Origin of the sequence: Kineococcus siccus (genome assembly GCF_009906795.1) — a bacterium.
Lineage (GTDB): Bacteria > Actinomycetota > Actinomycetes > Actinomycetales > Kineococcaceae > Kineococcus > Kineococcus siccus.
In genome coordinates this window covers 20502-43001 of sequence record NZ_JAAALN010000011.1, presented here as the reverse complement: position 1 = coordinate 43001, position 22500 = coordinate 20502, and the positions used below count along the sequence as shown (strand labels likewise).

Here is a 22500-nt window from a genome sequence, read left to right as displayed (position 1 = left end):
GGTGGGGTCAGGACGCGACGAGCTCGACGGTGTCGCGGGCGATGAGCAGCTCCTCGTCCGTCGGCACCACGAGCGCGAGCGGGCCGTCGCCCGCGACCGTGATGCGGCCCGCGGGGTCCCCTCCCCGGCCGTGGTCGGCGTTGGCCGCGGCGTCCTCCTCCAGGCCGAGGTGGCGCAGCCGGGTCAGCAACCCGGACCGGACGCCCGCGGCGTTCTCGCCGATGCCGCCCGTGAGGACCAGGGCGTCGAGACCACCCAGGGCCACGGTCAGCCCGGCCACGTGCTTGGCGGCGCGGTAGGTGAAGACGTCCAGCGCGAGCGCGGCCCCGGCGTGGCCGCTCTCCGCCGCCGCGGACAGCTCCCGGACGTCGTTGGTCAGCCCCGAGAGGGCCTGCAGCCCGCTGGCGGAGTTCAGCTGCCGGACGAGCTCGTGCACGTCCTCCCCGGTGCGCGAGGACACCAGGTCGAGCACGGCGGGGTCGACGTCGCCCGAGCGCGTCCCCATGACGAGGCCCTCCAGCGGCGTCAGCCCCATCGTCGTGTCGACGGAGCGGCCGCCGAGGACGGCGGTGGCGCTGCAGCCGTTGCCCAGGTGCGCGACGACCAGGCGCAGCGTGGCCGGGTCGCGCCCCTGGGACGCGAGCAGCTCGGCGGCGCGGCCGCTGACGAAGCGGTGGCTGGTGCCGTGCATGCCGTAGCGGCGGACCCCGAACTCCTCGTACCAGCGCGTGGGCACGGCGTAGCGGTAGGCCCGCTCGGGCATCGTCTGGTGGAAGGCGGTGTCGAAGACCGCGACGTGCGGCAGGTCGCCCAGCACGGCGCGCGCGGCCTCGATGCCGGCGGCGTTGGCGGGGTTGTGCAGGGGCGCGAGCGCCGCGAGCTCCAGCACCTCGGCGAGCACGGCGTCGTCGACGCGCACGGAGGCGCGGAACCGCGAGCCGCCCTGGACGACGCGGTGGCCGACGCCCGTCAGCGGGGGCAGGTCGGCGGCGAGGACCTCGGCGAGCAGCTGCTCCAGCGCCTCGCGGTGCGACCCGGCGGCCAGCGGCACCGTGCGACGCCCCGCGGCGGTCGTGAGGTGGGCGACGGCCTCGGGCGAGCCGAGCCGCTCGCCCAGGCAGGACAGCGACCGCTCACCCGTGACGGGGTCGACGACCGCCAGCTTCACCGACGAGCTCCCGCAGTTCACGACGACGACGCTGCCGCCGTCCGGAGCTGAGCCTTCCACGCCGTGCGGGGGGTGCGCCCGGCGGCGTGCGCGGGGCCGCCGCGGGGACGCCTAGGGTGACCTGCGTGGAGGTCGCCCTCGGCCTGGTGGCCCTGACCGTCGCGGTCTGCGTCGTCGCGGCCGCGTGCGACCGCTTCGGCTGGCCGACGCCCCTCGTGCTCGTCGCGGTCGGCGCCGTGGTGTCGTTCGCGCCGCCCGTGCCCGCGGTGGACCTCGAGGCGGACCTCGTGCTCTACGGCCTGCTGCCCCCGCTGCTGTACGCCACGACGGCGCGGACGTCGCTGTTCGACTTCCGCCGCAACAAGCTGCCGACCGTGCTGCTGTCGGTGGTCCTCGTCGTGTTCACGACGGTGGCGGTGGGCTGGACCACCTCGCTCGTCCTGCCGGGCGTGGCCCTCGCGGCGTGCATGGCGCTGGGCGCGGTCGTCGCCCCGCCCGACGCGGTCGCGGCCGCGGCGCTGGGACGCCGCCTGGGCCTGCCGCGGCGCGTCGCGACGCTGCTGGAGGAGGAGAGCCTCGTCAACGACGCGACCGCGCTGATCTCCCTCAGCGTGGCCGTCGCCGCCCTCACCGCGACCCCGTCACCGCTGACCGTCGGCGGGGAGTTCGTGCTCGCGGTCGTGGGGGCCGTCCTCGTGGGCGCGCTCGTCGCGCTGGTGCTGGTGTCCGTGCGCCGCCACGTGCGCAACCCCGTGCTGGACACCGTGCTGTCCTTCGTCGCGCCCTACCTCGCGTTCCTGCCCGCCGAGGCCGTGCACGTCTCGGGCGTCCTCGCCGTCGTCGTGACGGGCCTGGCGATGGCGCACTACTCCCCCGCCGTGCAGACCGCCGCGTCGCGCCTGGCGGAGGCCACCAACTGGCGGACGATCGCGTTCCTCCTGGAGAACGCGGTCTTCCTGCTCATCGGCCTGCAGCTGCCGCGGCTGGTCGCGGACGCCGCGCGCAGCGAGCTCAGCGCCGCGCGGATCGTGGGCGTCTGCGCCGCGGTGCTCGCCGCGACGATCCTCAGCCGCTTCGTGTTCATCGGCGGCGTCGCGGCGCTGCTGCGGGCCGTGCCCGTGGCGTCGGTGCGGCGCCTGGGCTGGTCGCGGGGCGTCACGGTCCTGGTCTCGTGGGCCGGCATGCGCGGCGTCGTGACGCTGGCCGCCGCGCAGCTGCTGCCCGAGGACGTCCCGGAGCGCGACGTGCTGCTGCTCGCCGCCTTCGCCGTCGTGGTCGGGACGCTGCTGCTGCAGGGCTCCACGCTGCCGTGGGTCGTGCGCCGCGTCGGCCTGCCGCCGCCGGACCCGGCCGAGGACGCGCTGCAGGCCGCGGCCCTGGGCGACGCCGCGTCGGCCGCCGGGCTGCAGCGGCTGGACGAGGTGCTGACGGGCGCCGAGCCGCCGCACACCGTGGCCATGCTGCGCGGGCGCTCGATCGCGCGCTCGCACGCCGCGTGGGAACGCCTGGGCCGCCCGCTCTCGGACCGGATGACCCCGTCGGTGCTCTACGCGGACCTGCGGCAGGAGATGCTCGCCGCGGAGCGCCGCGTCGTCGTGCGCGCCCGCGACACCGGGACCGCCGAGCCCGAGGTGCTGCAGGCCGCGATGCGGGCCGTCGACTTCGAGGAGGCGCTGCTCGACCGCGTCGAGGACCTCGACGCCCTCGACGAGGACCGCGCCCTGGCCCCGCACCCGGCCGGTGACGCCGCCTGCGGGCACCTGCGGACGGCGCCCGCCGCGGCCTCCGGCCCGGTGCCCGACGCCTGCCCGGACTGCGTGCGCGAGGGCACCGAGTGGGTGCACCTGCGCACGTGCCTCGCGTGCGGCTACACGGCCTGCTGCGACTCCTCGCCGCAGCGCCACGCGCGCCGCCACCACACCGCGAGCGCGCACCCCGTCATCGTCAGCGCCGAGCCCGGCGAGGCGTGGCGCTGGTGCTGGGTCGACGAGCTGATCGGCTGAGCGGGCGCCGGTTCAGCTCGGCGGCCGCGCGGCGGCGAGCCCGGAGTGGTCCAGCGGGCCGGAACCGTGGCCGATCCCGAGCCCGGCGCCGCCGGTGAGCGCGGTCTGCAGGTAGTCGCGGGCCGCGTCGACCACGACGAGGAGGTCGGCGCCGGGGTCGCGGGCGAGCAGGGCGGCGATCGCCGAGGACAGCGTGCACCCCGTGCCGTGCGTGGCCGACGTCGCGACGCGGGCCCGGCGCACGAGGTGCGTCCCGGCCGGCCGGGCGAGGACGTCGACGCTGTCCTCGCCCGCGAGGTGACCGCCCTTGAGCAGGACCGCGGTCCCGCTGCGCCGCAGCAGCTCCTCGGCCTGCGCGACGCAGTCGTCCACGCTGCGGGCGGCGGGCACGCCCAGCAGCACCGCCGCCTCGGGCACGTTGGGCGTCACGAGGTCGGCCGCGGGCAGCAGGTCGTCGCGCAGGACGGCGACGGCGTCGTCGTCGAGGAGGCGGTCGCCGCTCGTGGCGACCATCACGGGGTCCAGGACCACCGGGCCGACGGTGCGCGAGGACAGCACACCTGCGACGGCCCGCGCCGTCGCGGCGCTCGCCAGCATCCCGACCTTGGTGGCGTGCACGGTGACGTCGTCGAGCAGCACGTCGAGCTGGTGGCGCACGAAGTCCGCCTCGACGGCCTGGACCCCCGCGACCCCGCGCGTGGACTGCGCCGTCAGCGCCGTCAGGACGGCCGTGCCGTAGGTGCCCAGCGCCGCGAACGTCTTCAGGTCGGCCTGGATCCCCGCGCCGCCGCTCGGGTCGGAGCCCGCGATGCTGAGCGCGACGCGGGCCGCGGTGCTCACGCGAGCGCCCCCGCGGCGCGCAGCCCGCGGGCCGCGGCCGCCGGGTCCGCCGCGGCGCAGATCTCCGACACCACGCAGAACCCCGCGACGCCCGTGTCCCGCAGCGCCGCGACGGTGCCCGCGTGCAGGCCGCCGATCGCCACGCACGGCAGCGCGGCGGCGGCCACGACGGCCGCCACGCCCGCGGGGCCGAGCGGCGCCGCCGCGCGCGGCTTCGTCGGGGTGGCCCAGACAGGGCCGACGCCGAGGTAGTCCAGGGCGTCCAGCGGTGCGGCGCGGACCTCCTCGACGCTGGAGACGGACAGCCCGAGGAGCAGGTCGGGGCCGACGAGGTCGCGCACCTGCGCCGCGGGCAGGTCGGACTGCCCGAGGTGGACGCCGTCCGCGCCCGCGAGGAGCGCGACGTCGACGGCGTCGTCGACGAGCAGCGCGACACCGGTGTCCCGCAGCACCTCCTGCACGCTGCGGACGAGGGCGAGCAGCTCGCGGTCGGGGGCGTCCTTGGCGCGGACCTGGACGGCCGTGACGCCGCCCGCCACCCCGGCGCGGACGACGTCCGCGACGCCGCGCGTCCCGCAGAGCGCGGTGTCGGTGACGAGGTAGAGCGAGAGGTCGAGCGGGGCGCGCATCAGCCGAGCCGCCCGCCGGCGACCGCCGCGGCGAGGGCGTCGGCGTCGACCGCGTCGAGGGCGTCGATCCACGCGACGGCGAAGCTGCCCGGCCCCGCGGCCACCGCGGCGGCGCGCTCCCCCGCCAGGCCCGCGTGCAGGTGCGCCGCGACCGCGGCCAGCAGCACGTCGTCGGTGACGGCGGCGTAGGCGGCCACGAGCGCGCCGAGGGCGCAGCCGGCGCCCGTGGTGCGCGTCAGCAGCGGGTGCCCGCCCGTGACGCGGACCGTCCGGTCGCCGTGCACGACGACGTCCACCTCGCCGGAGACCGCGACCGCGCCCCCCGTGCGGCGGCTCAGGTCGCGCGCGGCCTCGAGCGCCGCCTCGACCGCCGCCGTCGAGTCGACTCCGCGGCCGCCCGCTCCGGCCCCCGCGAGGCCCATCACCTCGGAGGCGTTGCCGCGCACCACGTCCGGGCGGGCACCCAGCAGCTCGCGGGCCACGCGGGTGCGGAACTCCAGCCCCCCGACCGCGACCGGGTCCAGCACCCACGGCCGGCCCGCCGCCGCCGCGGCGGCCGACGCCAGGTGCATGGCGCGGGCCCGGTTCTCGTCGATGGTGCCGACGTTGACGAGCACCGCCGAGGCGACGGCCGCGAACGCCGCCGACTCGTGGACGTTGTCGACCATGGCCGGGGCGGCGCCGACCGCGAGCAGGGCGTTGGCCGTGATGGTCGTGACGACCGAGTTCGTGAGGCAGTGCACGAGCGGCGCCTCCCGGCGCACGGCGTCGGCGACGGCGGCGACCTCGTCCGCGCCCGGGCGTGCTGGTGCTTCGACGGCTCCCATGCCGTGACATCCCTTCGTCAGCATGACCTGAATCAGGTTCGACGGGTGTGATCTCAGCTCCGCGTCCGCGGAGCACCCCGTGTCGTGGGCGACCGTAGCACCCGGGAGCGTCAGAGCAGCGGCACCTCCGCGCCGCCCAGGTCCACCTCGCCGCGCTCGGAGAGCGAGCGCACGGCCTGCGCCGCCGCCTGCAGCGTCGTGTAGCGGGGCGCGTAGCCGAGCAGCCGCCGCGCCTTGTCGGTGCTCGCGGAGTGGCTGCGGGACAGGTGCTCCCAGCTCGCGCCGGCGTGCTCGCCCGCCGCCGCGCGGAACTCCTCCCACGGCACGGGGCGCAGGACGGCCTCGCGCCCGAACCAGGCCGCGGCCCCGCGCGCGAACCCCGTCACGGTGAGGGCCCGGTCGGAGACGACGTGGAAGCTCTCGCCCGCCGCGGCCGAGCGGTGCTCCAGCGCGCGCTGGAAACCCTGCGCGACGTCGTCGGCGTGCACGTGGTGCATCAGCTCGACGCCCGTGCCGGGCACGAGCAGTTCCTGCCCCGTGGCGAGGCGGTGCCACACGTCGGGGTCGAGGTTCCCGAGCGGGGTGATGACGGGCCAGCCGGGGCCGCTGATGTGGCCGGGGTGCAGGACGGTGCAGGCCAGTCCCCCGCGGCGCGCCTCGTCGAGGAGCAGCCGCTCGACCGCCGCCTTCTGCGTCCCGTACTCGCCGAAGGGTTCCCGGGGGTCGTCCTCGGTCAGCGGGGCGGCGATCGCCGTGCCGTGCACCCAGATCGTGCCGCAGTGCAGCAGCAGGCCGGTGCGCCCGCGCAGGGCGTCGACGAGCTGCTGCGCCGAGTCGGGCGTGAAGCACACGAGGTCGACGACGGCGTCCGCGCCCAGGTCGGCGATGCGGGCGCCGAACGTGCCGGCCGCGTCCTCCGCGTCGCGGTCGGCGACGACGCGTTCCACCTGCGCCCACGCGGGGTGCGGGTGGTAGGGCTCGCGCGTCCCCCGGCTGACCGCGACCACCCGGTGCCCCGCCGCGACGAGGCGGGGCACCAGGTAGCTGCCGACGTGGCCCGTGGCCCCGACGACGACGACGCGCACGTCAGCCGCCGGTCGCGGCGGTGTCGCCGGCCTCGCGGACCGAGGCCCACAGGTCGACGCCGGAGTCGACGGCGAACTCGTCGATCCTCGCGATCTCCTCGTCGCTGAACTCGAGGTTCGAGACGGCCGCGACGTTGTCCTCGACCTGCTTGACGCTGCTGGCGCCGATGAGGGTGGTCGTGACGCGCGGGTCGCGCAGCACCCACGAGAGGGCGAGCTGCGCGAGGGTCTGGCCGCGGCCGACGGCGATCTCGTTCAGCCCCCGGATCCGGGCGAGGTTCTCGTCGGTGAGGATGCCCGGGTCGAGCGACTTGCCCTGCGCCGCACGGGAGTCGGCCGGGATGCCGTCGAGGTAGCGGTCGGTCAGCAGGCCCTGCGCGAGCGCCGTGAACGGGATGCAGCCGACGCCCTCGGCCTCGAGCGCGTCGAGCAGGCCCGCCTCGATCCAGCGGTTGAACATCGAGTAGGAGGGCTGGTGGATGAGCAGGGGGGTGCCGAGCTCGCGGAGGATGTTCGCGGCCGCCAGGGTCCGCTCCGGGCCGTAGGAGGAGATGCCGACGTGCAGCGCCTTGCCCGAGCGGACGATCGCGTCGAGCGCGCCCATCGTCTCCTCGAGCGGGGTCTCGGGGTCCGGGCGGTGGTGGTAGAAGATGTCGACGTAGTCGAGGCTCATGCGCTGCAGTGACTGGTCCAGCGACGCGGTGAGGTACTTGCGGGAACCGCGGTCGCCGTAGGGCCCCGGCCACATGTCCCAGCCGGCCTTGGAGGAGATCACGAGCTCGTCGCGGTAGGGCTTGAGGTCCTCGCGGACGAGGCGGCCGAAGTTCGTCTCCGCCGCGCCGTAGGGCGGGCCGTAGTTGTTGGCCAGGTCGAGGTGGGTGATGCCGAGGTCGAAGGCGCGGCGCACGATGGCCCGCTGCGTCTCGAACGGCTTGTCGTCACCGAAGTTGTGCCAGAAGCCCAGGGACACCGCGGGCAGCTGCAGACCGCTGCGCCCGCAGCGGCGGTAGGGCATCGAGTCGTACCGTCCGTCGTCAGCGATGTAGGTCACCGTCCGGAGGGTAGTGCGGGTGCTCCGGACCCTCGACCGGTGGCGTCAGCCGGCCCCGTCCCGTCGCGAGGGGGCCGGCTGAGGTGCGGTGCCGCCGCTCGGCGGCCGTGGCCAGGAGGAAGAACGCCTGCGCCTCGGCCGAGACGCCCCGGTGGTCGAAGTGCGGCGCCCCGCAGACGCCCGTCACGAGGCCGTCGGCGTCGACGCGCTCGCGCGCCGCGGCCAGGAGGTCCGAGCCCGTCGCGGCGTACCCCGGCGGCAGCCAGCCGTCGCTCGCGCCGGTGAGGCACGCGTAGGCGAGCATCTGCGCGAGGTTCGCCTCGGAGAACGTGGCCGGGTCGTCGACGACGTCGGTGAAGACGCCGTCGGCGCGGCGGTGGCGCAGGCACGCGTCGACGACCGTGCGCGCGTGCGGCGCCCACTCCTCCCGCAGTCGCTGCGCCTCCTCCACCGCACCGCCGTCGCCGCAGCCGCCGAGCAGGTGCAGCGCACGGGCGAGCGCCGCGACGACCCAGCCGTTGCCCGTGCCCCAGGCCCGGGCGTCGCACCGCGCACCGGCGTCCTCGTCGAAGCGGGCGGCGTACAGCCCGGTGGTCTCGTCGAACAGCCGGCGCCGGTGCCCCTCCAGCTGGCGCAGCGCCTCGGCCACGTGACCCGCGCCGACGAGGGCCGGCACGACCATGTAGACGGTGTCCGTCCAGACCTGCCGGGACCCCTCGAGGTGGAACAGGGTGCCGTCGTCGGCGCGCGGGCAGTCGTGCAGCAGCCAGCGCAGCTGCCGCTCGTGCGCGCCCCGCAGGTCCGTGGCACCGTCCCCGGCGGCGCGAGCGGCCCACGCGACCACCTCGGCGGCGGCTCCCGAGTTGACCAGCCCGGAGTCGGAGACGTCCGCGAGCCGGCCGGCGGGGGTCTGCAGGACGACCGCCCCGCGGGCGGCGACGCGCGCGAGCGCGGTCTCCCCGAGGTCCAGCAGGGCGTGGCTGGTGACGCCCTGCTCCCAGGACTGGCGCTGCAGCGCCAGCAGCGCGCCCAGCACCCGCCGGGTCAGCTCGTCGTGCTCCACGGGCTCCTCCTGCGACTCGGCTGCGCGGCTGCGGGGCCGCAGCCTGCCAGCGGGCCGATCCGCCGGCCACCTCACCGGGGCGTCAGCCGCCCACCGGCACCTGCGAGGCGGCCACGGTCCCGTCCACGACGACGCCCGCGTCGGCGACCTCCAGGCGGGTCAGCCGGACCTCGCCGGGGACGCCGTCGAGGGACACGTCGATGCGGTCCAGCGGGGTGTCGACGCCCGCGAGGTCGGCGAGGCGGCGCAGCTGGCCGAGGCCGATCTCCCGCCCGCGCAGCGAGGCGGACTCGGGGGTCAGCTGCACGACGTCCCCGGCGAGCTGCGGGGACAGCACGAGGCCGACCTCGCCGAGCAGCGGGACGCGGGTGGTGGCCCGCAGGTCCGCTCCCGCGCGGGCCAGGCTCACGTCGACGCCCCCGACGGAGGCGCGCTCGGCGAGCGACGGGTACGGCACGCTCGCGCGGACCGTCCCGGGGGGCAGCCGGACGGTCGCGGGCCGGCCGAGCAGCACCGCCCGCGGCACGTCGGCGTGCGGGAAGCGGACGGTCACGTCGCGCAGCTCGACCTCGCCCGCGTAGGCCGGCGCCGTCAGGGTCACGTCCTCGAAGCGCCCGCGCGCGGCCTGCAGCAGGAAGGACCCGCCGGCCACCGTGACCGTCGGCGTCGACGGCAGGCGCTGCTCCTGCTGGACCTCGGCGGCCACCCGGCGCAGCACGTACGAGCGCGCCCCGAGGTCGGCCGCGACGAGGATGACGGCGAGCGCCACGAGGGTGACGAGCACCCGCACGAGCCGCTTCACCGGCGGGGTCCCAGGCGCGGCGTCATGCTCCCCACTGTGCCTGGTCGGGGCCCCGGCCGCGGGCCGCGGGAAGGCTCGCGGCACCGGTGTGGTTGGCACCCGCATGAGCACCAGTGCCCTGACCTTGGAGACGCACGACGAGACGGTGAAGGATGGGATCGTCCTCATCGACTTCTGGGCCGAGTGGTGCGGCCCGTGCAAGCAGTTCGGTCCGGTCTTCGAGCGCTCCTCGGAGAAGCACGAGGACATCACGTTCACGAAGGTCGACACCGAGGACCAGCAGGCGCTCGCCGCGCGCTACGGCATCACCTCGATCCCGACGCTCGTGGCCTACCGCGACGGCATCCCCGTGTTCGGCCAGCCCGGCGCGCTGCCCGAGCCCGCGCTCGAGCAGCTGATCGAGCAGGTGCGCGGCCTCGACATGGAGCAGGTGAAGGTCCAGTACGCGCAGGCCCTCGAGGCCCAGCAGGCGCAGGCCGCCGCAGCGGCGGCCGAGCAGGCCGCCCCCCAGCGGCAGGGCGTCCGCGCGGGCACGGACCCGGCGGCGTTCTGACCCGCACCACCCGCTGACGACGGCCCCGCCTGCTCAGGCGGGGTCGTCCCGGCGGGGGGTCGCCTCGAGCCAGGCCTGCACGACGGCCGTGTCCTGGTCGCCGTACCCCTGGGCGGTCAGGTCGGTGAACACCTGCAGCAGCAGGTCGGCCTGCGGGGTCGGCGTCGCGGTGCGCCGGGCCTCGCCGGTCGCGGCCCGCAGGTCCTTGACCATGAACTTCGCGGCCCCCGACGGGCTGTGGTCATGGGTGGCGAACCGCTCCTTCTTCACCTCGAGCACGCGGCTGCCGGCGAACCCCCGGCCGAGCAGGTCGAACAGCGCGCGCACGTCCAGGCCCGCGCGCTCGGCGACCACGGCGGCCTCGCCGAGGGCCAGCACCTCGGCCGCGACGATGATCTGGTTGCAGGCCTTGGCGACCTGCCCCGCGCCGAGCGGCCCCAGGTGCACGGCCGTGCCCATGGTGGCGAAGACGTCGAGGACCTCCGCGACGTCCGCGGCGGCGCCGCCCACCATCACCGAGAGGGTCCCCGCGACGGCCCCCTCCTCCCCGCCGCTCACGGGAGCGTCGACGACGCGCAGCAGTCCCCCGGTCCGGGCGCGCACGTCGGCGTCGAGCTCGCGCACGGCGTCGGGGGCGACGGTCGAGCTGACGGCCAGGACGGTCGGGGCGCTCACGCCCGCGAGCAGCCCGTCGGGGCCCTCCAGCAGGTCCCGCACGTCCGGGGCGTCGGGCACCATGACGACCACGACGTCCGCGACCGCGGCGACCTCGCGGGCCGTGGGGTGCCAGGTGGCGCCGTCGGCGACGAGGGACGCGGCGGCTGCGGGACGCCGCGCGGTGATGTGGACGCTCGAGCCCGGCGGGAGCCCCGCGAGCAGGTGGCCGGCCATGGGCCGCCCCATCACCCCCAGGCCGACGACCCCCACCGCGCGGGCCGGTCCGTCCTGCCGACGTCCTCCTCGACTCGTCATCCGTGCAGGCTACAGAACGTCGTTCAAGCGGCTGAACCGCCGCGCTACAGTGCGGCGAGCGTGCACCGCAGCGCGCCTCCCGCCTCAGCACTGGTGGAGTTGCAGGTCGAGCAGGACGGAGACCACGGTGGCGCAGTCCCCCGCGGAGAACGGCCTCGCGCCGGCCGTGAGCCGGGCCGTGCGCATCCTCTCGCTCCTCGCCGACAGCCGCGGCGTGCCGCAGCCGCTGGCCGACATCGCCCGCGCCCTGGGCGCCGCGAAGTCCTCGACGTCGAACGTCTGCGCCGTCCTGGAGGAGTCGGGCCTCATCCAGCGCCGCGAGACGGGCTACGTCCTCGGCCGGCGGACCGTGGAGCTCGGCGGGGCGTACCTCGCGACGTTCGACCAGGTGCGGGAGTTCTACCGCGTCTGCACCCGCTCCCCCGTCCTCAGCCACGAGCTGGTGCAGATCGCCGTGCTCGACGGCACCGACGTCCTGTACCTGGCCCGTCACGAAGGCCGTGCGCCGCTGCGCCTCACGGCGGGCATCGGCGACCGGTTCCCGGCGGCGCTGACCGCGGTCGGCAACGCCCTGCTCGCGGAACTGCCCACCGAGGAGGTCGCGGTGCGCTTCCGCGGCACGGTGGTCCCGCAGCTCACCGAGCGGTCGACGACCACGCTCGCGGGCCTGCAGGCCAAGCTCGACGCCACCCGGACGCGCGGGTACGCCCTCGACGAGGGCGAGGTGTTCCCCAACGTCGTCGGCCTCGCCCTGTGCGTGCCCGCGCGGCACAGCGGGGAGCAGACGCTCGCCCTGGGCGTCTCGACGATCGACCCCCTCGGGGCCCACCTGACGGGCGAGCGGCGCGACGAGGTCGTGGCGGCCCTGCGCGAGGCGGCCGGGCAGCTGTCCAACCCGATGGTGGCCCCGGTCCTGCCCTGACGGCCGATCCGGGCGTTCAGAGTCTTGAACGCGGTTCAGCTCCTTGGTAGGTTGGCGCGTCAGCTCGACGCCGGGTAACCCGGCGCCCCGGTTGCAGCGGTCCGATCGAAGGAGATCACCACCGTGTCATCCTCTGCCGCGACACCGCCCGTCCGAGGCGCCGACGACCCCGAGTACGCCGCGAACCTGCGCCGGGCGACGCTCGCCAGCTCGGTCGGCAGCGCCCTGGAGTACTTCGACTTCGCCCTGTACGGGCTGGCGTCGGCGCTCATCTTCTCGAAGCTGTTCTTCAGCAACCTCGACCCGTCGACGGCGCTCGTCGCGAGCTTCGCGACGTTCGGCGTCGGGTTCGTCGCCCGCCCGCTCGGCGGCCTGTTCTTCGGGACGATCGGCGACCGCATCGGCCGCAAGTGGGTGCTGATCTCCACGGTGCTGCTGATGGGCGGCGCCTCCACCCTCGTCGGCGCCCTGCCGACCTACGACACCATCGGCATCTGGGCGCCGATCCTGCTCGTCGTGCTGCGGCTGCTGCAGGGTTTCGGGGCCGGGGCCGAGCAGGCCGGGGCCACCGTCCTCATGGCCGAGTACTCCCCCGTCAAGCGCCGCGGGTTCTTCGCGGCACTGCCCTTCATCGGCATCCAGGCCGGCACCCTCCTCGCCGCGCTGACGTTCGCCTACCTCGGTGGGCTGCCCGAGGACGTGCTGCTGGGCTGGGCCTGGCGCGTGCCGTTCCTCGCCTCGGTCGTCCTCATCCTCGTGGCGCTGTTCATCCGGCTCCGCCTGCGGGAGAGCCCGACCTTCGTGGTGCTGGAGAAGCAGGAGCAGGTCGCGGAACGTCCGCTGCGCGAGGTCTTCGGGCACTCCCTGCCCAGCGTCCTGCGCGGCATCGGCCTGCGGATGGGCGAGAACGGCGGGTCGTACCTCTTCAACTCCCTGGCCGTCGCCTACGCCACCGGGACCGTGATGGTCGACCGCTCGATCGGGCCGGTCGCCGTGGCCGTCGCCTCGCTGATCGGCATGGTCTCGGTGCCCTTCGCGGGCCACCTGTCCGACCGGTTCGGCCGCGTGCCCGTGTACCGCTTCGGCGCCGCGGTGCTGCTGCTGCTGGCCTTCCCCGGGTGGTGGCTGATCTCCCTCGGACAGGCGTGGCTGGTCATCGTCGTCATCGCGGTGGCCATCGGCTTCGGCGTCAACACCATGCTCGGCGCCCAGTGCGCGATGCTGCCCGAGATGTTCGGCAACCGGCACCGCTACCTCGGCGTCGCCGTGGCCCGCGAGTTCAGCGCCGTGATCGCCGGCGGCCTCGCCGGCGTGCTGGGCGCCATCCTCATCGCCGAGTTCGACGGCTCCTGGGTCCCGCTCGCGATCTACACCGCCGTGCTCGCCGCGATCACCCTGGGTACGACCTTCCTCGCCACCGAGACCCGCGCCCGCGACCTCACCTCCGTCGAGGACGCCCTCGACGAGCACCGCCTCGCGGTCGCCGGCCGCTGACCCGCCCCGCCGTCGGGTGCCGGCCCGGGACGTCTGAGAGGATGCGCCCGGGCCTGCGCGCCCGGGCCTCTAGCTCAACTGGCAGAGCAGCGGACTTTTAATCCGCGGGTTCAGGGTTCGAGCCCCTGGGGGCCCACCCGCTCGACCTGCACTGATGCTTCCTGCGAGGCACCACTCGGACGCCGTGACGGCAACGGGTGACGGCAACCTCTGCGGTGAGCACGCCGGCGTCGCGCGGGTCCGGTGCATTCTGGAGGCACATGCACGTCGCCCGCAGCAGCCCCTAGGGTGCGCTTGAGGCCGACGACGAGGGGCGATCACTGTGAGTCCAGCTGCACACGTCTTCAGGGTGGTTGGCGCGAAGGCCACTCCCTTCGAGCGGACGCGCTTGGACAAGCAGGGGCTCTTGGAGGTGGACCACCTCGAGCCTTGGGTAGTGGAGCACCCGGAGGTCCTCGGCGGCAACGTCCGCGTGATCACGCAGCAGTTCGACCGTTGGGCGACTGCCGGCGGGCAGGTGGCCACAGAGCGCCTGGACGTCCTCGGCCTGGACTCGACCGGCCAGCTCGTGGTCGTGGAGCTCAAGCGCGACGGTGACAAGCGCGTCCACCTCCAAGCGTTGACCTACGCAGCCCTCGTGGCTCGCTTCACCAAGGAGGCGCTCGGCGCAGTGCACGCGGAGTACCTCAACCGGACAGCCGAGGAGCCGGTGACACCTGAGGCCGCTCTCGCACGGCTGACGGATCACGTCGAGGGAGAGTGGGGCGAGGAGCTCCTCACGCGACCGCGCATTGTGCTGATTGCCGAGCGCTTCCCATCTCAGGTGATGTCCACCGTCAGCTGGCTGACTGAGCTGGCCCCACAAGAGCTGGAGATCTACTGCGTCGAGCTCAGCCTGTTCGTCGACCCCAACGACGGGTCGGGCCTGTGCGCGACCTTCCAACAGATCTTCCCGATCGATGACATGGCAGATCGAGTCCTGGGTCCCACAGTCACGACGAACGCCGGGAGCGTGAGCGCCAAGATCGCACAACGCACCCGGCAGCAGCGTTCAGCGGCTGTCATCGTCGACAACTTACTGATCCCGAACGGCAGCCAACTCACTCTGCGCCTCGAGACACTGCAGAAGCCCGAGGTGGTCACTGCAGTCAACCAGTGGATCTCGGAGGATCCTGCTCGATCGGTCGCTACCTGGCGGAGTGACCGGCAGAAGCCGGTCCACTGGTTGGGAGAACCTGATGTGGACGGTTGGTCCCCCACCAAACTTGTACAGCACATCATTGCGTGTGCCACTGATGGTTCTGCGCCGACTATTTCAGGACCCGATGCATGGACGTACCAAGGTAAGAGCTTGTACGCCATGGCCACCGAGTTCCTGGCGAGTGGCGAAGCGCCAACCACCTAAAAGGTGTGCAGGTCGCCAGCCTTCGCCCAATCGCGGGGCAGCGATCCAGATCAGCCCTGAAATGAACAAAAGTCGTGCACGAAAGTCAGAGCCTCGCGCCGAAAGGAAGATTCAACGAAATCGTCAGGGCCGTATGTAGCAGGAAGGGCCCCTGCAGAGAAACGTCCGCATGACTTCGACGGTGGTAGAACCGGACATAATCTTCTCTCTGCCCAGGGATAACATTAGCCACCGCGCCAGCCAAATACAATTGCTGTAGCAACTCGTCGGCTGAAACTTCATTGGCCGTGAGCAGATCACGAAAGACATCGAGGAATTCACCTCGCGTAAATCGTCGGCTAGGCAGTCTGGACAGCGCCCCTACCGCGCCGGACGCGATGGCATCCGGGACAAGGCCAACGAGCTCATTCGCCACCTCGCCGGCGAAGTAATCCTTACAATAAGCATTAACTCCTGCCCTGACATGCCTTACGCTCAATTCGGTGACATTCGGCGCCTGCTGTTGGATTTTTTTAAGCAACATAATCATATCCCGAGGCGTGCCTCGCGTGAGCTCCATTAGGTACCGCGGCATGGGAATCCTGCGTAAATGTGTGCGTCCACCTACCTCCATGTCTTGAGGAAAGTAAGTGTCGATGAGGTTAGCGATTGGCCGGCCTCGCGCAGAGGCCTTCTTCTCTACAAGATCCCACAGGTGCGAGTCTTCTGGAGTATCCAGTCCATAGGACCAATCAAACTCTAATCCCCAACCCTGACGAATTTTATTGGAGTCTGGGAGAGGAATCTTTAGCAGGACATCACTTCGACAAAGCATAACTACTCGGATGTGACTCTGAGCGCTTCGCACCTTGCGATGCACTACCGTACAGGCCCGCAATAGCGCCGCCAATTGCTGCCAGTAACTTGTGCTGCCAATAATGGCACTATCGAGACCATCTAGGGCGAGCATGTGCTGATTGGAAGTTTCGGCCTGAGTTACTACCACTTCAAGAATATCGCGCAGCTGCGAAATATTAACTCGCGTCTCGCCACTGCTCTCACTCGTGTACTCGTAAAATTTAGGTGCCGAGAATTTATGCTGCTTTTTCCGGACAGCCTGAACAACGCTGCGAAAGTCGCCGCTCAATAGACCCGCACTGCGCAACTCGCGATGTAACCCAGCAATAGACGGATCACGATGACACGACGAACTCTGGTCCTTCATTACAGAATCGAATAGCTGAATCCACAGCCAGGTAGACCATGCCAACTCCGTGATCTCCGAGCCCGCCCTGGAAAGGGTGGAGTCGCTCTGCAGTGCGCCCCTTAGCTCCCCAAGATCTTTTTTCGTAACAAATTGCCCCACGGAGTCGGTTGACATTAACTGAACATACTCGATATAGCTGGATTTACCAGCCCCCTTTGGCCCGATAAGCAAAAATGCGTCACCATCGTTCACTTTTGCGACAACACCAGCTAGATCGTAAAAGCTGTTCTTGAATAATTCTGGGTATTTCTCTGCCTCAACTTCCGCGCCAGCCTCACCGAAGTACAAGCTGCCGAAAGAAGTAGAGCTAGCAGGCATAGAAACCTCACTGGTACTCGTTTGCTACAACGGCGGACTGCTAGCCTCTAACACGGCGGCGCCATTTGCAACAGGCGCAGTCCTATCTCGTGCAAAAAATCTGGAGGTAGAGACGGCGGCGAACGAGAGCCAGCTCCTCTAGCCTTCAAAAATCTGGTCCATGTGGGTCGCCGCTTCCTGCAACACCGTCGGTAGGACGTGGCTGTACGTGTTCATGGTCAGAGTGATGCCGCTGTGCCCAAGAACTTCCATGACGACACGGGCCGGCACGCCCTGAGCCAGCAGCAGCGTGGCGCAGGTGTGCCGCAGGTCGTGGAGCCGCGTCCGCCGCAGCCCTGCTGCCTGCAATAGATCGACGAACGCGCGACTCACATTGCGAGGCTCCATGGGAGTCCCGATCGGCGTGATGAACACTAGCGTGTCAGCAGTCATGGGCCGACCCGCCCGCAGCGCTTCCGCCGCCATCACTTGTCGATGCTCACGCAAAGCACCGCGTGCGACAGCAGGAAGAGGCACGGTACGCCGGGAGCGTTCAGACTTCGGCGGAACGAGCACCAGTCCTTCCGTCGTGCGCTGCAGCGCCTGGCGCACGTGCAGCAACCCGGCGTCTAGGTCGACGTCGCACCAGCGCAAGCCGAGCGCTTCTCCGCGGCGCAACCCCACAGCCAGCGCCACTGCCCACAGCGGGTACAGGCGATCACCTCGAGCCGCATCGAGTAGCGCTCGTGCCTCCTCGATCGACAACGGCTGCCATTCGTGGCGCGGGGCGTTCGGCACCACGACGAGGCGGGCAACGTTGCGGGGAAGCAGGTCCTCACGCACGGCGTGCTGCAATGCGGCACGCAAGATCGCGTGGACCTGCTTGACCGACGCCGGCGACAGACCAGCTGCACGGCGGTCGGCGAGGAAAGCGCGCACGTCCGCTGGCGACAGCCGCGACAGCCTCTTGCGCCCGAGGCCCGGGACGAGGTGCCGCCGGATGTACATCTCGTAGCCCCGGTACGTGGCTGGCTGCACCTTCGGTGCTGCGACGTCGCGGAGCCACGTCTCCAAGTAGGCACCCACGGTCAGCGTTCCCGACGCCTCGACCGGCACACCACGGTCACTCTCCCGCTGCAGCGCCGTCAGCTTCTCGCGCACCTCTGCGCGCGTCCGCCCGTAGACGCTGCGCCGAGCTCGGCCGCCGGATGGCAACAGCACGTAGCACGATCCCTCCCAGCGCCCGTCCTTGCGCTGGTAGATGGTGCCCTCGCCGTTGGCGCGCTTGCTCATGCCACGTCCGACGTCGTCAGCCGCTGCACGTACTGACGGAGCGCCTCGACCGGTATGCGGCGCGAGCGGCCGATCTTCACGCTCGGCAGCAGGCGCATCCTCATCAGGTCGTACACCGTCGAACGTCCCACGCCGAGCACCTCGGCCGCCTCTTCCGGAGAGAGCAGCAGCTTCTCCATCATCAACACCCCGTTCCTGACCTCGTCGCGTACGCGCCGGTCGTGGTCGCCGTTGTCTTCTGCCTCGCCTGGGGCGGCCTCCCGATGCCGCAGGGTCCAGGCCGCCCGGTGCCCGTCAAGGGCGCCTCTGGCGTCACTTCGTGATCTCGCTGCGCTCGTCCCTTGACGGGCACCGACCGACCAGGAAGGCGCTCTACATCGGGCGGACGCCCTGCAGTGGTCCCCGCTCCCCCACCACCACGTCACCTACGCAGCAGCTCACGTCGCCTCTTGGCCCGCTCATCGGTCCACTCGCGAGCCTGTGCCGCAGCAGTGGCGGCCAGCGCCGCATCCCCCGCAGTCAGCCACCCGATGCCGTCGAATGACCACGAGCTGACGACGAGCGTGGTGTCCTCACCCTCGGACGGGATGGCATCGCGCTCATCGACGGACGCCGGGCGGATGAGGCGGTCACGCAGTCGCTCGACGGCCCACCGCTTCCGAGCGGAGCGGAGCCGGCCGAGAGTGGTGGAGTAGCGGCGGGACTTCGTCGAGAAGTGACCGCGGAAGCCGATCATCGACACCCACTTGGCCAGCGCCAGGTACCTCGCCCCGCCGGTGCGTGCCAGGCGATGCACTTCTGCCAGCAGGCGGCAGACGTGCTCGGCGATGCCCATGCGCCGGGCGGCCTCGGGATCGCGGAGCTGGGGCGGCAGCCCGAAGTCGTCGCACGCCTTGGTGGCGTACTTGGCGATGTAGGCCGCGACCGTCTCCGGATGCAGGCCCTCGTCCGGATCATCGGCGCGTCCGGTCTCTCGGGTGGCGTCCGCGGTGACGGCGCGAGCATCGACCTGGGCTCCGAACCGCAGCCGGCGCAGTGGCTCGCCCGGTGCGGTGGCGGGCGCGTCGAACCACACTCGCGAGGCGGCGATGTGCACCAGCTCGCACAGCCGTTGGGCGCTCACGTCGATGAGTGGAGCTGGGAACTCCTCCGACCTCGTCGGTGGCCCGTCCAGGCGGATGAGGGCGTGGAAGTGGACCACGCCGCGGCGCTGGAACTCCGCGACCTTCGCGAACGAGACCCGCACCAGGGCGTGCGCCTCCTTCTGCGTCAGCGCGAGGGAGGCGGCCAGCACCCGGCGCAGCGTGATGGTGAAGCGGCGCCACAGCTCCGGTGCCCACCACTGCCACACCACGTGCCCGGTGTAGTCGTAGCACTGCGCGCACAACGGCTGTCCCAACCGGCGGTCCCCCTCGGCGTGCACCGTGCGGCAGCCGAGCGGCCGACCGTGCTCACACGTCGCGGAGGTGGCACGTGGCCGGCACTTCGTCGGACGTCCCGAGCGGCGCCGCACACCGTGCACAGCCCCGAAGGAGGGAGCGGTCAGCGTGGCGAACACCAGCGGGTGGGTGGCCACCGACTCTGGCACGCCCTTCATCCCCCCGGCGGCGCCGGCGGCGAGCAGGTGCCACATGTCGCCCTTGTACTCGTGGCTGCACGAGGGGCACACGCTCGCCCGCCGGTTGCCGCAGCGCGCGTACAGCACCCCGTCCGGCTCGGTGGCCGAGTCGTAGGTCGACAGGACCTCACCGGTGGCCCGGTCGACGGTAGTGGCCTGCCCGCGCAACCGGATCGGTCGGGCGCAGTGCCCGCAGTTCGCGGCCTGCTCGGCCCACCGCTCGAACGTCGGGGACAGCAAGCGCTGACCGGCCTCAGCCTCCACAGCAGCCGCCACAACATGCGATGCAGGAGCGGTCGTGGCGCTCACGCGGCCCCCTCCTCATGGGCCTGCTCGCCGGCCTGCTTGTCGTCGACGACGGAGAACACCGGCCGGCCCGTCGGCGCGTACGTCCGCGCCAGCTGCTCGATGGCGCCGTCGTCGTAGTAGGAGGCGCGCACCCGCACGGGTTCGCGGATGCCGTCGACCTTGACGTAGGCGACGCCCGGGGTGGTGTCGGGGATTTGGTGGCACAGCGCCCCGGAGTCGCGGGCCCCCTCGCCGAGGACCATGTCGACCTGCGACTTCTCATCCAGCCGCATCGCCACCTTCGTCGGGAAGAGGTTGCGCAGGCCCAGGACCTCCTTGCGCGGGTCCTGCAGGGCCGCCACCAGCACCACACCCGGTGCCCGTCCCTGCGTGGCGATCACGGCCAGCGCCTTCTCCGCCCGGTCGCGCAGCTTGCGATCCGGGGTGTACGCCGTCAGCAGCGCCACCTCGTCGACCAGGACGAGGAGCAGCGGCTCGCTCGTGGAGGGCTCGTGCTGGCGGGCGGTACCGGCCATCCGGGCCGCGCGTTCGGTCATCAGCACGGCGGCGTCCTCCAGCAGCTGCACGCCGTCCTCGACGGTGGTGGCGAAGCGGGTGAACAGGGCCCGGCCCGCTTCGAGCTCCATGCCAGCCTTGCCGTCCACGGCCCACACCTGCACCAGCCCGTCGCGGATGCCGCCGGCCAGGCCACCGAGCAGCGACCACACCACCGAGCCCTTGCCGGCACCGGTGACCCCGACGACGAGCACGTGGGTGGCGGCCAGGCGCAGCAGCCAGGGCTGTCCGTCCTCGCGCAGTCCCACCGGCACCGCCGCGGCGTCGGCCACGTCCGGCACGGGCAGCGGGGAGACGACGTGCGCCAGCGGGTCACCGAACAGCCACGTGAGGACCGCGGTGTTCGGGGACGTCTTGCGCACCCGGCACGACCACGCCCCGCACGCCGCCGCCAGGTTCTCCGCCACCGCAGCGAGGTCGTCGACGGTCTGCCCGGCGACCACCCGCACCCGCGCCGAGAGCACCAGGTGCTCACGGGAGGTCCAGCGCAGCCGGGACAGCCCCGGCGTCCACGACGAGCGGGCACCGGAGCGGTGCTCGACGACAGTCAGCGCCAGGCCGACCCGCTCGCACAGATCGGGCCAGCTGTGCCGGATCGTCCGCCGCTTGCGCCGCCGCCACGCCGGCCGCGAGACCCAGCACAGGAACGAGCTGGGCCAGGCCAGACGCCACGTCACCACGGCCACCACCACGACGAGGGCCACGATGCCGACCGCGAGCAGGTGGTCGGTGCTGTAGGCCCACCAGCCGACCAGCGCGACCCCAGCGGGGACGGGGAAGCGCCACGCCAGCCGCACGACGCCCCTGAGCAGCCACCAGGCCAGCTCGAGCAGCATCAACAGCAGGTCCGCCACCCAGTCGTCAGTGGAGGTGGTGTCCCGCTGGGCGGGCTGGCGCGTCACCACATCCCTCGGTGCGCCGATCACCGAGCCAACGCCTGGACCGAGCGGAGCCGGCTCGCCTCCTCGGCGGCCACGGTGGCGAGGTAGCGGCACTCGGCCGCTTCCTGCGGGTCGCCCTGGCCGTAGTGCTCGGCAAGGCGCCCGAACAGCTGCGCCTTGCGCTCGAACCACGTCGCACGGTCCCGATACGGCGTCTGTGAGGTGGGACGGGAACGCAGCAGTGCACCGATCTGCCCGGCGATGCTGCGTTCCGCCCGTGCATGGCGCAGGTGCGCCGCCCGCATCAGGCAGCCCGCCCCGCGTCGACCTTGGCGGTGCTCGCCGCGGTGCTCTTGCCAGGGGCGGACATGCCCGTGGCCTTCAGCGACCACGCCAGCCGGGGCCGGGCACGGTTGGTGTCCACGTACGGCGTCGCCGTCAGGCCCTCGAAGACCACCGGGCGGAACGGCAGGCCAGGCAGCGGCGCCGGCGGCACCGGCTGGTGCTCCGCGGCGATCTTGACCACGACCTCCGCCTGACCGCGGCGAGCCTCCGGGTCGGCGTCCATCACCCGCACCGCCCACAGCCGCTCCCCGGTGTTCTTGTCGCGCGACTGCGTGTCCACCTCGCCGGCCTGGCGGCGGTCGAAGTCCTGCACCTGCTCGACCTCGCCCACCACGTACGCCCCGTGCGGGAACACCAGGTCCTGCCCCAGCGGGATCGCACCCTGGATCGCCATGTCGTCCTCCTCGTTGTCAGCGGCTCGTGTCCGCGGCCTGCCTCAGCGGCTCCTCGCCGTGATCCCGAGTCCACCGGTTTCGTAAGGACGTTCGAACGTCACTGTGGGACGTTTTGGGACGCCCTGGGATAGTGTCAAAACGTCCCAGCGAGGAGGGTGACGTGGAGAACGAACGCCTGCGGCGCGCGATGGTGCGTGCGACCGTGACCGTCGAGGACGTCCATAAGGTGACCGGCGTGGACGAGAAGACGGTGCAGCGCTGGCTCAAGGGCCGGGTGCCGCACCAGCGGCACCGCTGGGCGGTGGCCAAGCTCGTCGCCGAGGACGAGGCCTACCTGTGGCCCACCAGCGAGGCTCGGCTCGACAGCAGCGCTGGCAGCACCGCCGAGGTCGTCGCCGCCTACGCCCACCGCGCCGACGCTCCTAGCTCGCTGTGGACGCGCCTCATCGACGACGCCCGCCACGCCGTGGACGTGCTCGGCTACGCCGTGCAGTTCCTGCCCGAGCTCTACCCCGCCCTGGGCACTCGACTGGTCGCCAAGGCCGGCGACGGGTGCCGGGTGCGCATCGCCGTGGCCGACCCCGACAGCGCCGAGGTGGCCGCCCGGGACGCCGAGGAGCGCTTGGACGGCGGCATCGCCCCGCGCATCCGCTCCTCGCTGCGCCACCTGGACGCCTGCGTGCGCTCCGAGCTCACCGAGGTCCGCTACCACCGCACGGTGATGTAACACAACCCAGTAGCTAAGCT

The 22500-nt window shown here is 72.3% G+C and carries 22 protein-coding genes, 1 tRNA gene and 1 riboswitch; of the genes, 7 read left to right on the top strand and 16 right to left on the bottom strand.

Going from position 1 to position 22500, the window contains the following annotated elements:
- Nucleotides 1–7: 7 nt before the first annotated feature.
- On the bottom strand, nucleotides 8–1189 hold the full coding sequence (locus tag GTR02_RS03160; protein WP_420814684.1) for an acetate kinase: 1182 nt from the start codon (nucleotides 1187–1189) through the stop codon (nucleotides 8–10).
- A gap of 104 nt (nucleotides 1190–1293) precedes the next feature.
- On the opposite strand from GTR02_RS03160, the gene GTR02_RS03155 reads away from it, so the two are divergent.
- A complete protein-coding gene (locus tag GTR02_RS03155) occupies nucleotides 1294–3171 on the top strand; it encodes a cation:proton antiporter domain-containing protein (RefSeq protein WP_166606027.1) in 1878 nt (625 codons plus the stop codon).
- A 12-nt stretch (nucleotides 3172–3183) separates the two neighbouring features.
- Here the strand turns inward: GTR02_RS03155 and thiD are convergent, their stop codons facing one another.
- The 7 genes from thiD to GTR02_RS03120 form a co-directional block, all read right to left on the bottom strand.
- A complete protein-coding gene (gene thiD / locus GTR02_RS03150) occupies nucleotides 3184–4011 on the bottom strand; it encodes a bifunctional hydroxymethylpyrimidine kinase/phosphomethylpyrimidine kinase (RefSeq protein ID WP_166606026.1) in 828 nt (275 codons plus the stop codon).
- Nucleotides 4008–4640, bottom strand: a complete 633-nt coding sequence (thiE, locus tag GTR02_RS03145) for a thiamine phosphate synthase (protein ID WP_205708539.1) — start codon at nucleotides 4638–4640, stop codon at nucleotides 4008–4010. Before thiE ends, thiD begins: the two co-directional genes overlap by 4 nt.
- A complete protein-coding gene (thiM, locus tag GTR02_RS03140; protein WP_166606025.1) occupies nucleotides 4640–5467 on the bottom strand; it encodes a hydroxyethylthiazole kinase in 828 nt (275 codons plus the stop codon). The genes thiE and thiM overlap by 1 nt, the downstream gene beginning before the upstream one ends.
- Nucleotides 5460–5557: riboswitch (TPP riboswitch) on the bottom strand. It overlaps the preceding gene by 8 nt.
- A 20-nt stretch (nucleotides 5558–5577) precedes the next feature.
- On the bottom strand, nucleotides 5578–6552 hold the full coding sequence (locus GTR02_RS03135) for an NAD-dependent epimerase/dehydratase family protein (RefSeq protein WP_166606024.1): 975 nt from the start codon (nucleotides 6550–6552) through the stop codon (nucleotides 5578–5580).
- A gap of 1 nt (nucleotide 6553) precedes the next feature.
- Nucleotides 6554–7603 (bottom strand): L-glyceraldehyde 3-phosphate reductase, encoded by a 1050-nt coding sequence (gene mgrA / locus GTR02_RS03130; protein ID WP_166606023.1) that lies wholly within the window; start codon nucleotides 7601–7603, stop codon nucleotides 6554–6556.
- Complete coding sequence (locus tag GTR02_RS03125; protein ID WP_166606022.1) at nucleotides 7587–8666, bottom strand: glycoside hydrolase family 88 protein; 1080 nt, start codon at nucleotides 8664–8666, stop codon at nucleotides 7587–7589. Before GTR02_RS03125 ends, mgrA begins: the two co-directional genes overlap by 17 nt.
- 82 nt (nucleotides 8667–8748) lie before the next feature.
- Nucleotides 8749–9468, bottom strand: a complete 720-nt coding sequence (locus tag GTR02_RS03120; protein ID WP_166606021.1) for an LmeA family phospholipid-binding protein — start codon at nucleotides 9466–9468, stop codon at nucleotides 8749–8751.
- Nucleotides 9469–9571: 103 nt separating this feature from the next.
- Here GTR02_RS03120 and trxA point away from each other — a divergent pair, with 103 nt between their 5' ends.
- Nucleotides 9572–10021: a thioredoxin gene (trxA, locus tag GTR02_RS03115; RefSeq protein ID WP_166606020.1), complete on the top strand. Its 450-nt coding sequence runs from the start codon at nucleotides 9572–9574 to the stop codon at nucleotides 10019–10021.
- Nucleotides 10022–10054: 33 nt separating this feature from the next.
- On the opposite strand, the gene GTR02_RS03110 is transcribed toward trxA, so the two are convergent.
- Nucleotides 10055–10993, bottom strand: a complete 939-nt coding sequence (locus tag GTR02_RS03110; protein WP_166606019.1) for an NAD(P)-dependent oxidoreductase — start codon at nucleotides 10991–10993, stop codon at nucleotides 10055–10057.
- A 127-nt stretch (nucleotides 10994–11120) separates the two neighbouring features.
- Between GTR02_RS03110 and GTR02_RS03105 the strand changes: the two genes are divergently transcribed.
- The 4 genes from GTR02_RS03105 (at nucleotide 11121) to GTR02_RS03090 (ending at nucleotide 14814) form a co-directional block, all read left to right on the top strand.
- On the top strand, nucleotides 11121–11915 hold the full coding sequence (locus GTR02_RS03105; protein ID WP_205708538.1) for an IclR family transcriptional regulator domain-containing protein: 795 nt from the start codon (nucleotides 11121–11123) through the stop codon (nucleotides 11913–11915).
- A 123-nt stretch (nucleotides 11916–12038) separates the two neighbouring features.
- Entirely contained in the window at nucleotides 12039–13409 is a 1371-nt protein-coding gene (locus tag GTR02_RS03100) for an MFS transporter (protein ID WP_166606017.1), read from the top strand.
- Nucleotides 13410–13472: 63 nt separating this feature from the next.
- Nucleotides 13473–13545: transfer RNA gene (locus GTR02_RS03095), tRNA-Lys, on the top strand.
- Between the two features lie 300 nt (nucleotides 13546–13845).
- Nucleotides 13846–14814 carry a PDDEXK family nuclease gene (locus GTR02_RS03090; RefSeq protein WP_166606016.1) on the top strand — a complete coding sequence of 323 codons (969 nt, stop codon included), beginning with the start codon at nucleotides 13846–13848 and terminating at the stop codon, nucleotides 14812–14814.
- Between the two features lie 85 nt (nucleotides 14815–14899).
- On the opposite strand, the gene GTR02_RS03085 is transcribed toward GTR02_RS03090, so the two are convergent.
- The 7 genes from GTR02_RS03085 to GTR02_RS03055 form a co-directional block, all read right to left on the bottom strand.
- Nucleotides 14900–16378 (bottom strand): P-loop ATPase, Sll1717 family, encoded by a 1479-nt coding sequence (locus GTR02_RS03085; RefSeq protein WP_166606015.1) that lies wholly within the window; start codon nucleotides 16376–16378, stop codon nucleotides 14900–14902.
- A gap of 138 nt (nucleotides 16379–16516) precedes the next feature.
- A complete protein-coding gene (locus tag GTR02_RS03080; RefSeq protein WP_166606014.1) occupies nucleotides 16517–17650 on the bottom strand; it encodes a site-specific integrase in 1134 nt (377 codons plus the stop codon).
- Complete coding sequence (locus tag GTR02_RS03075) at nucleotides 17647–17829, bottom strand: helix-turn-helix domain-containing protein (RefSeq protein WP_240894974.1); 183 nt, start codon at nucleotides 17827–17829, stop codon at nucleotides 17647–17649. Before GTR02_RS03075 ends, GTR02_RS03080 begins: the two co-directional genes overlap by 4 nt.
- A gap of 242 nt (nucleotides 17830–18071) precedes the next feature.
- Nucleotides 18072–19577 carry a replication initiator gene (locus GTR02_RS03070; RefSeq protein WP_166606012.1) on the bottom strand — a complete coding sequence of 502 codons (1506 nt, stop codon included), beginning with the start codon at nucleotides 19575–19577 and terminating at the stop codon, nucleotides 18072–18074.
- A complete protein-coding gene (locus GTR02_RS03065) occupies nucleotides 19574–21034 on the bottom strand; it encodes a cell division protein FtsK (protein WP_166606011.1) in 1461 nt (486 codons plus the stop codon). Before GTR02_RS03065 ends, GTR02_RS03070 begins: the two co-directional genes overlap by 4 nt.
- A 20-nt stretch (nucleotides 21035–21054) precedes the next feature.
- Nucleotides 21055–21318, bottom strand: a complete 264-nt coding sequence (locus GTR02_RS03060) for a hypothetical protein (RefSeq protein WP_166606010.1) — start codon at nucleotides 21316–21318, stop codon at nucleotides 21055–21057.
- Nucleotides 21318–21752 carry a plasmid replication, integration and excision activator gene (locus tag GTR02_RS03055; protein WP_166606009.1) on the bottom strand — a complete coding sequence of 145 codons (435 nt, stop codon included), beginning with the start codon at nucleotides 21750–21752 and terminating at the stop codon, nucleotides 21318–21320. The genes GTR02_RS03060 and GTR02_RS03055 overlap by 1 nt, the downstream gene beginning before the upstream one ends.
- Before the next feature lie 161 nt (nucleotides 21753–21913).
- Between GTR02_RS03055 and GTR02_RS03050 the strand changes: the two genes are divergently transcribed.
- Entirely contained in the window at nucleotides 21914–22480 is a 567-nt protein-coding gene (locus GTR02_RS03050; RefSeq protein WP_166606008.1) for an XRE family transcriptional regulator, read from the top strand.
- Nucleotides 22481–22500: the final 20 nt, after the last annotated feature.

Coding starts and splice junctions, on each gene's coding strand:
- GTR02_RS03075 (WP_240894974.1), bottom strand. CDS start 17,829: ATGGAGAAGCTGCTGCTCTCTCCGGAAGAGGCGGCCGAGGTGCTCGGC.
- thiE (WP_205708539.1), bottom strand. CDS start 4,640: ATGCGCGCCCCGCTCGACCTCTCGCTCTACCTCGTCACCGACACCGCG.
- trxA (WP_166606020.1), top strand. CDS start 9,572: ATGAGCACCAGTGCCCTGACCTTGGAGACGCACGACGAGACGGTGAAG.
- GTR02_RS03080 (WP_166606014.1), bottom strand. CDS start 17,650: ATGAGCAAGCGCGCCAACGGCGAGGGCACCATCTACCAGCGCAAGGAC.
- GTR02_RS03055 (WP_166606009.1), bottom strand. CDS start 21,752: ATGGCGATCCAGGGTGCGATCCCGCTGGGGCAGGACCTGGTGTTCCCG.
- GTR02_RS03085 (WP_166606015.1), bottom strand. CDS start 16,378: ATGCCTGCTAGCTCTACTTCTTTCGGCAGCTTGTACTTCGGTGAGGCT.
- thiM (WP_166606025.1), bottom strand. CDS start 5,467: ATGGGAGCCGTCGAAGCACCAGCACGCCCGGGCGCGGACGAGGTCGCC.
- GTR02_RS03060 (WP_166606010.1), bottom strand. CDS start 21,318: ATGCGGGCGGCGCACCTGCGCCATGCACGGGCGGAACGCAGCATCGCC.
- GTR02_RS03110 (WP_166606019.1), bottom strand. CDS start 10,993: ATGACGAGTCGAGGAGGACGTCGGCAGGACGGACCGGCCCGCGCGGTG.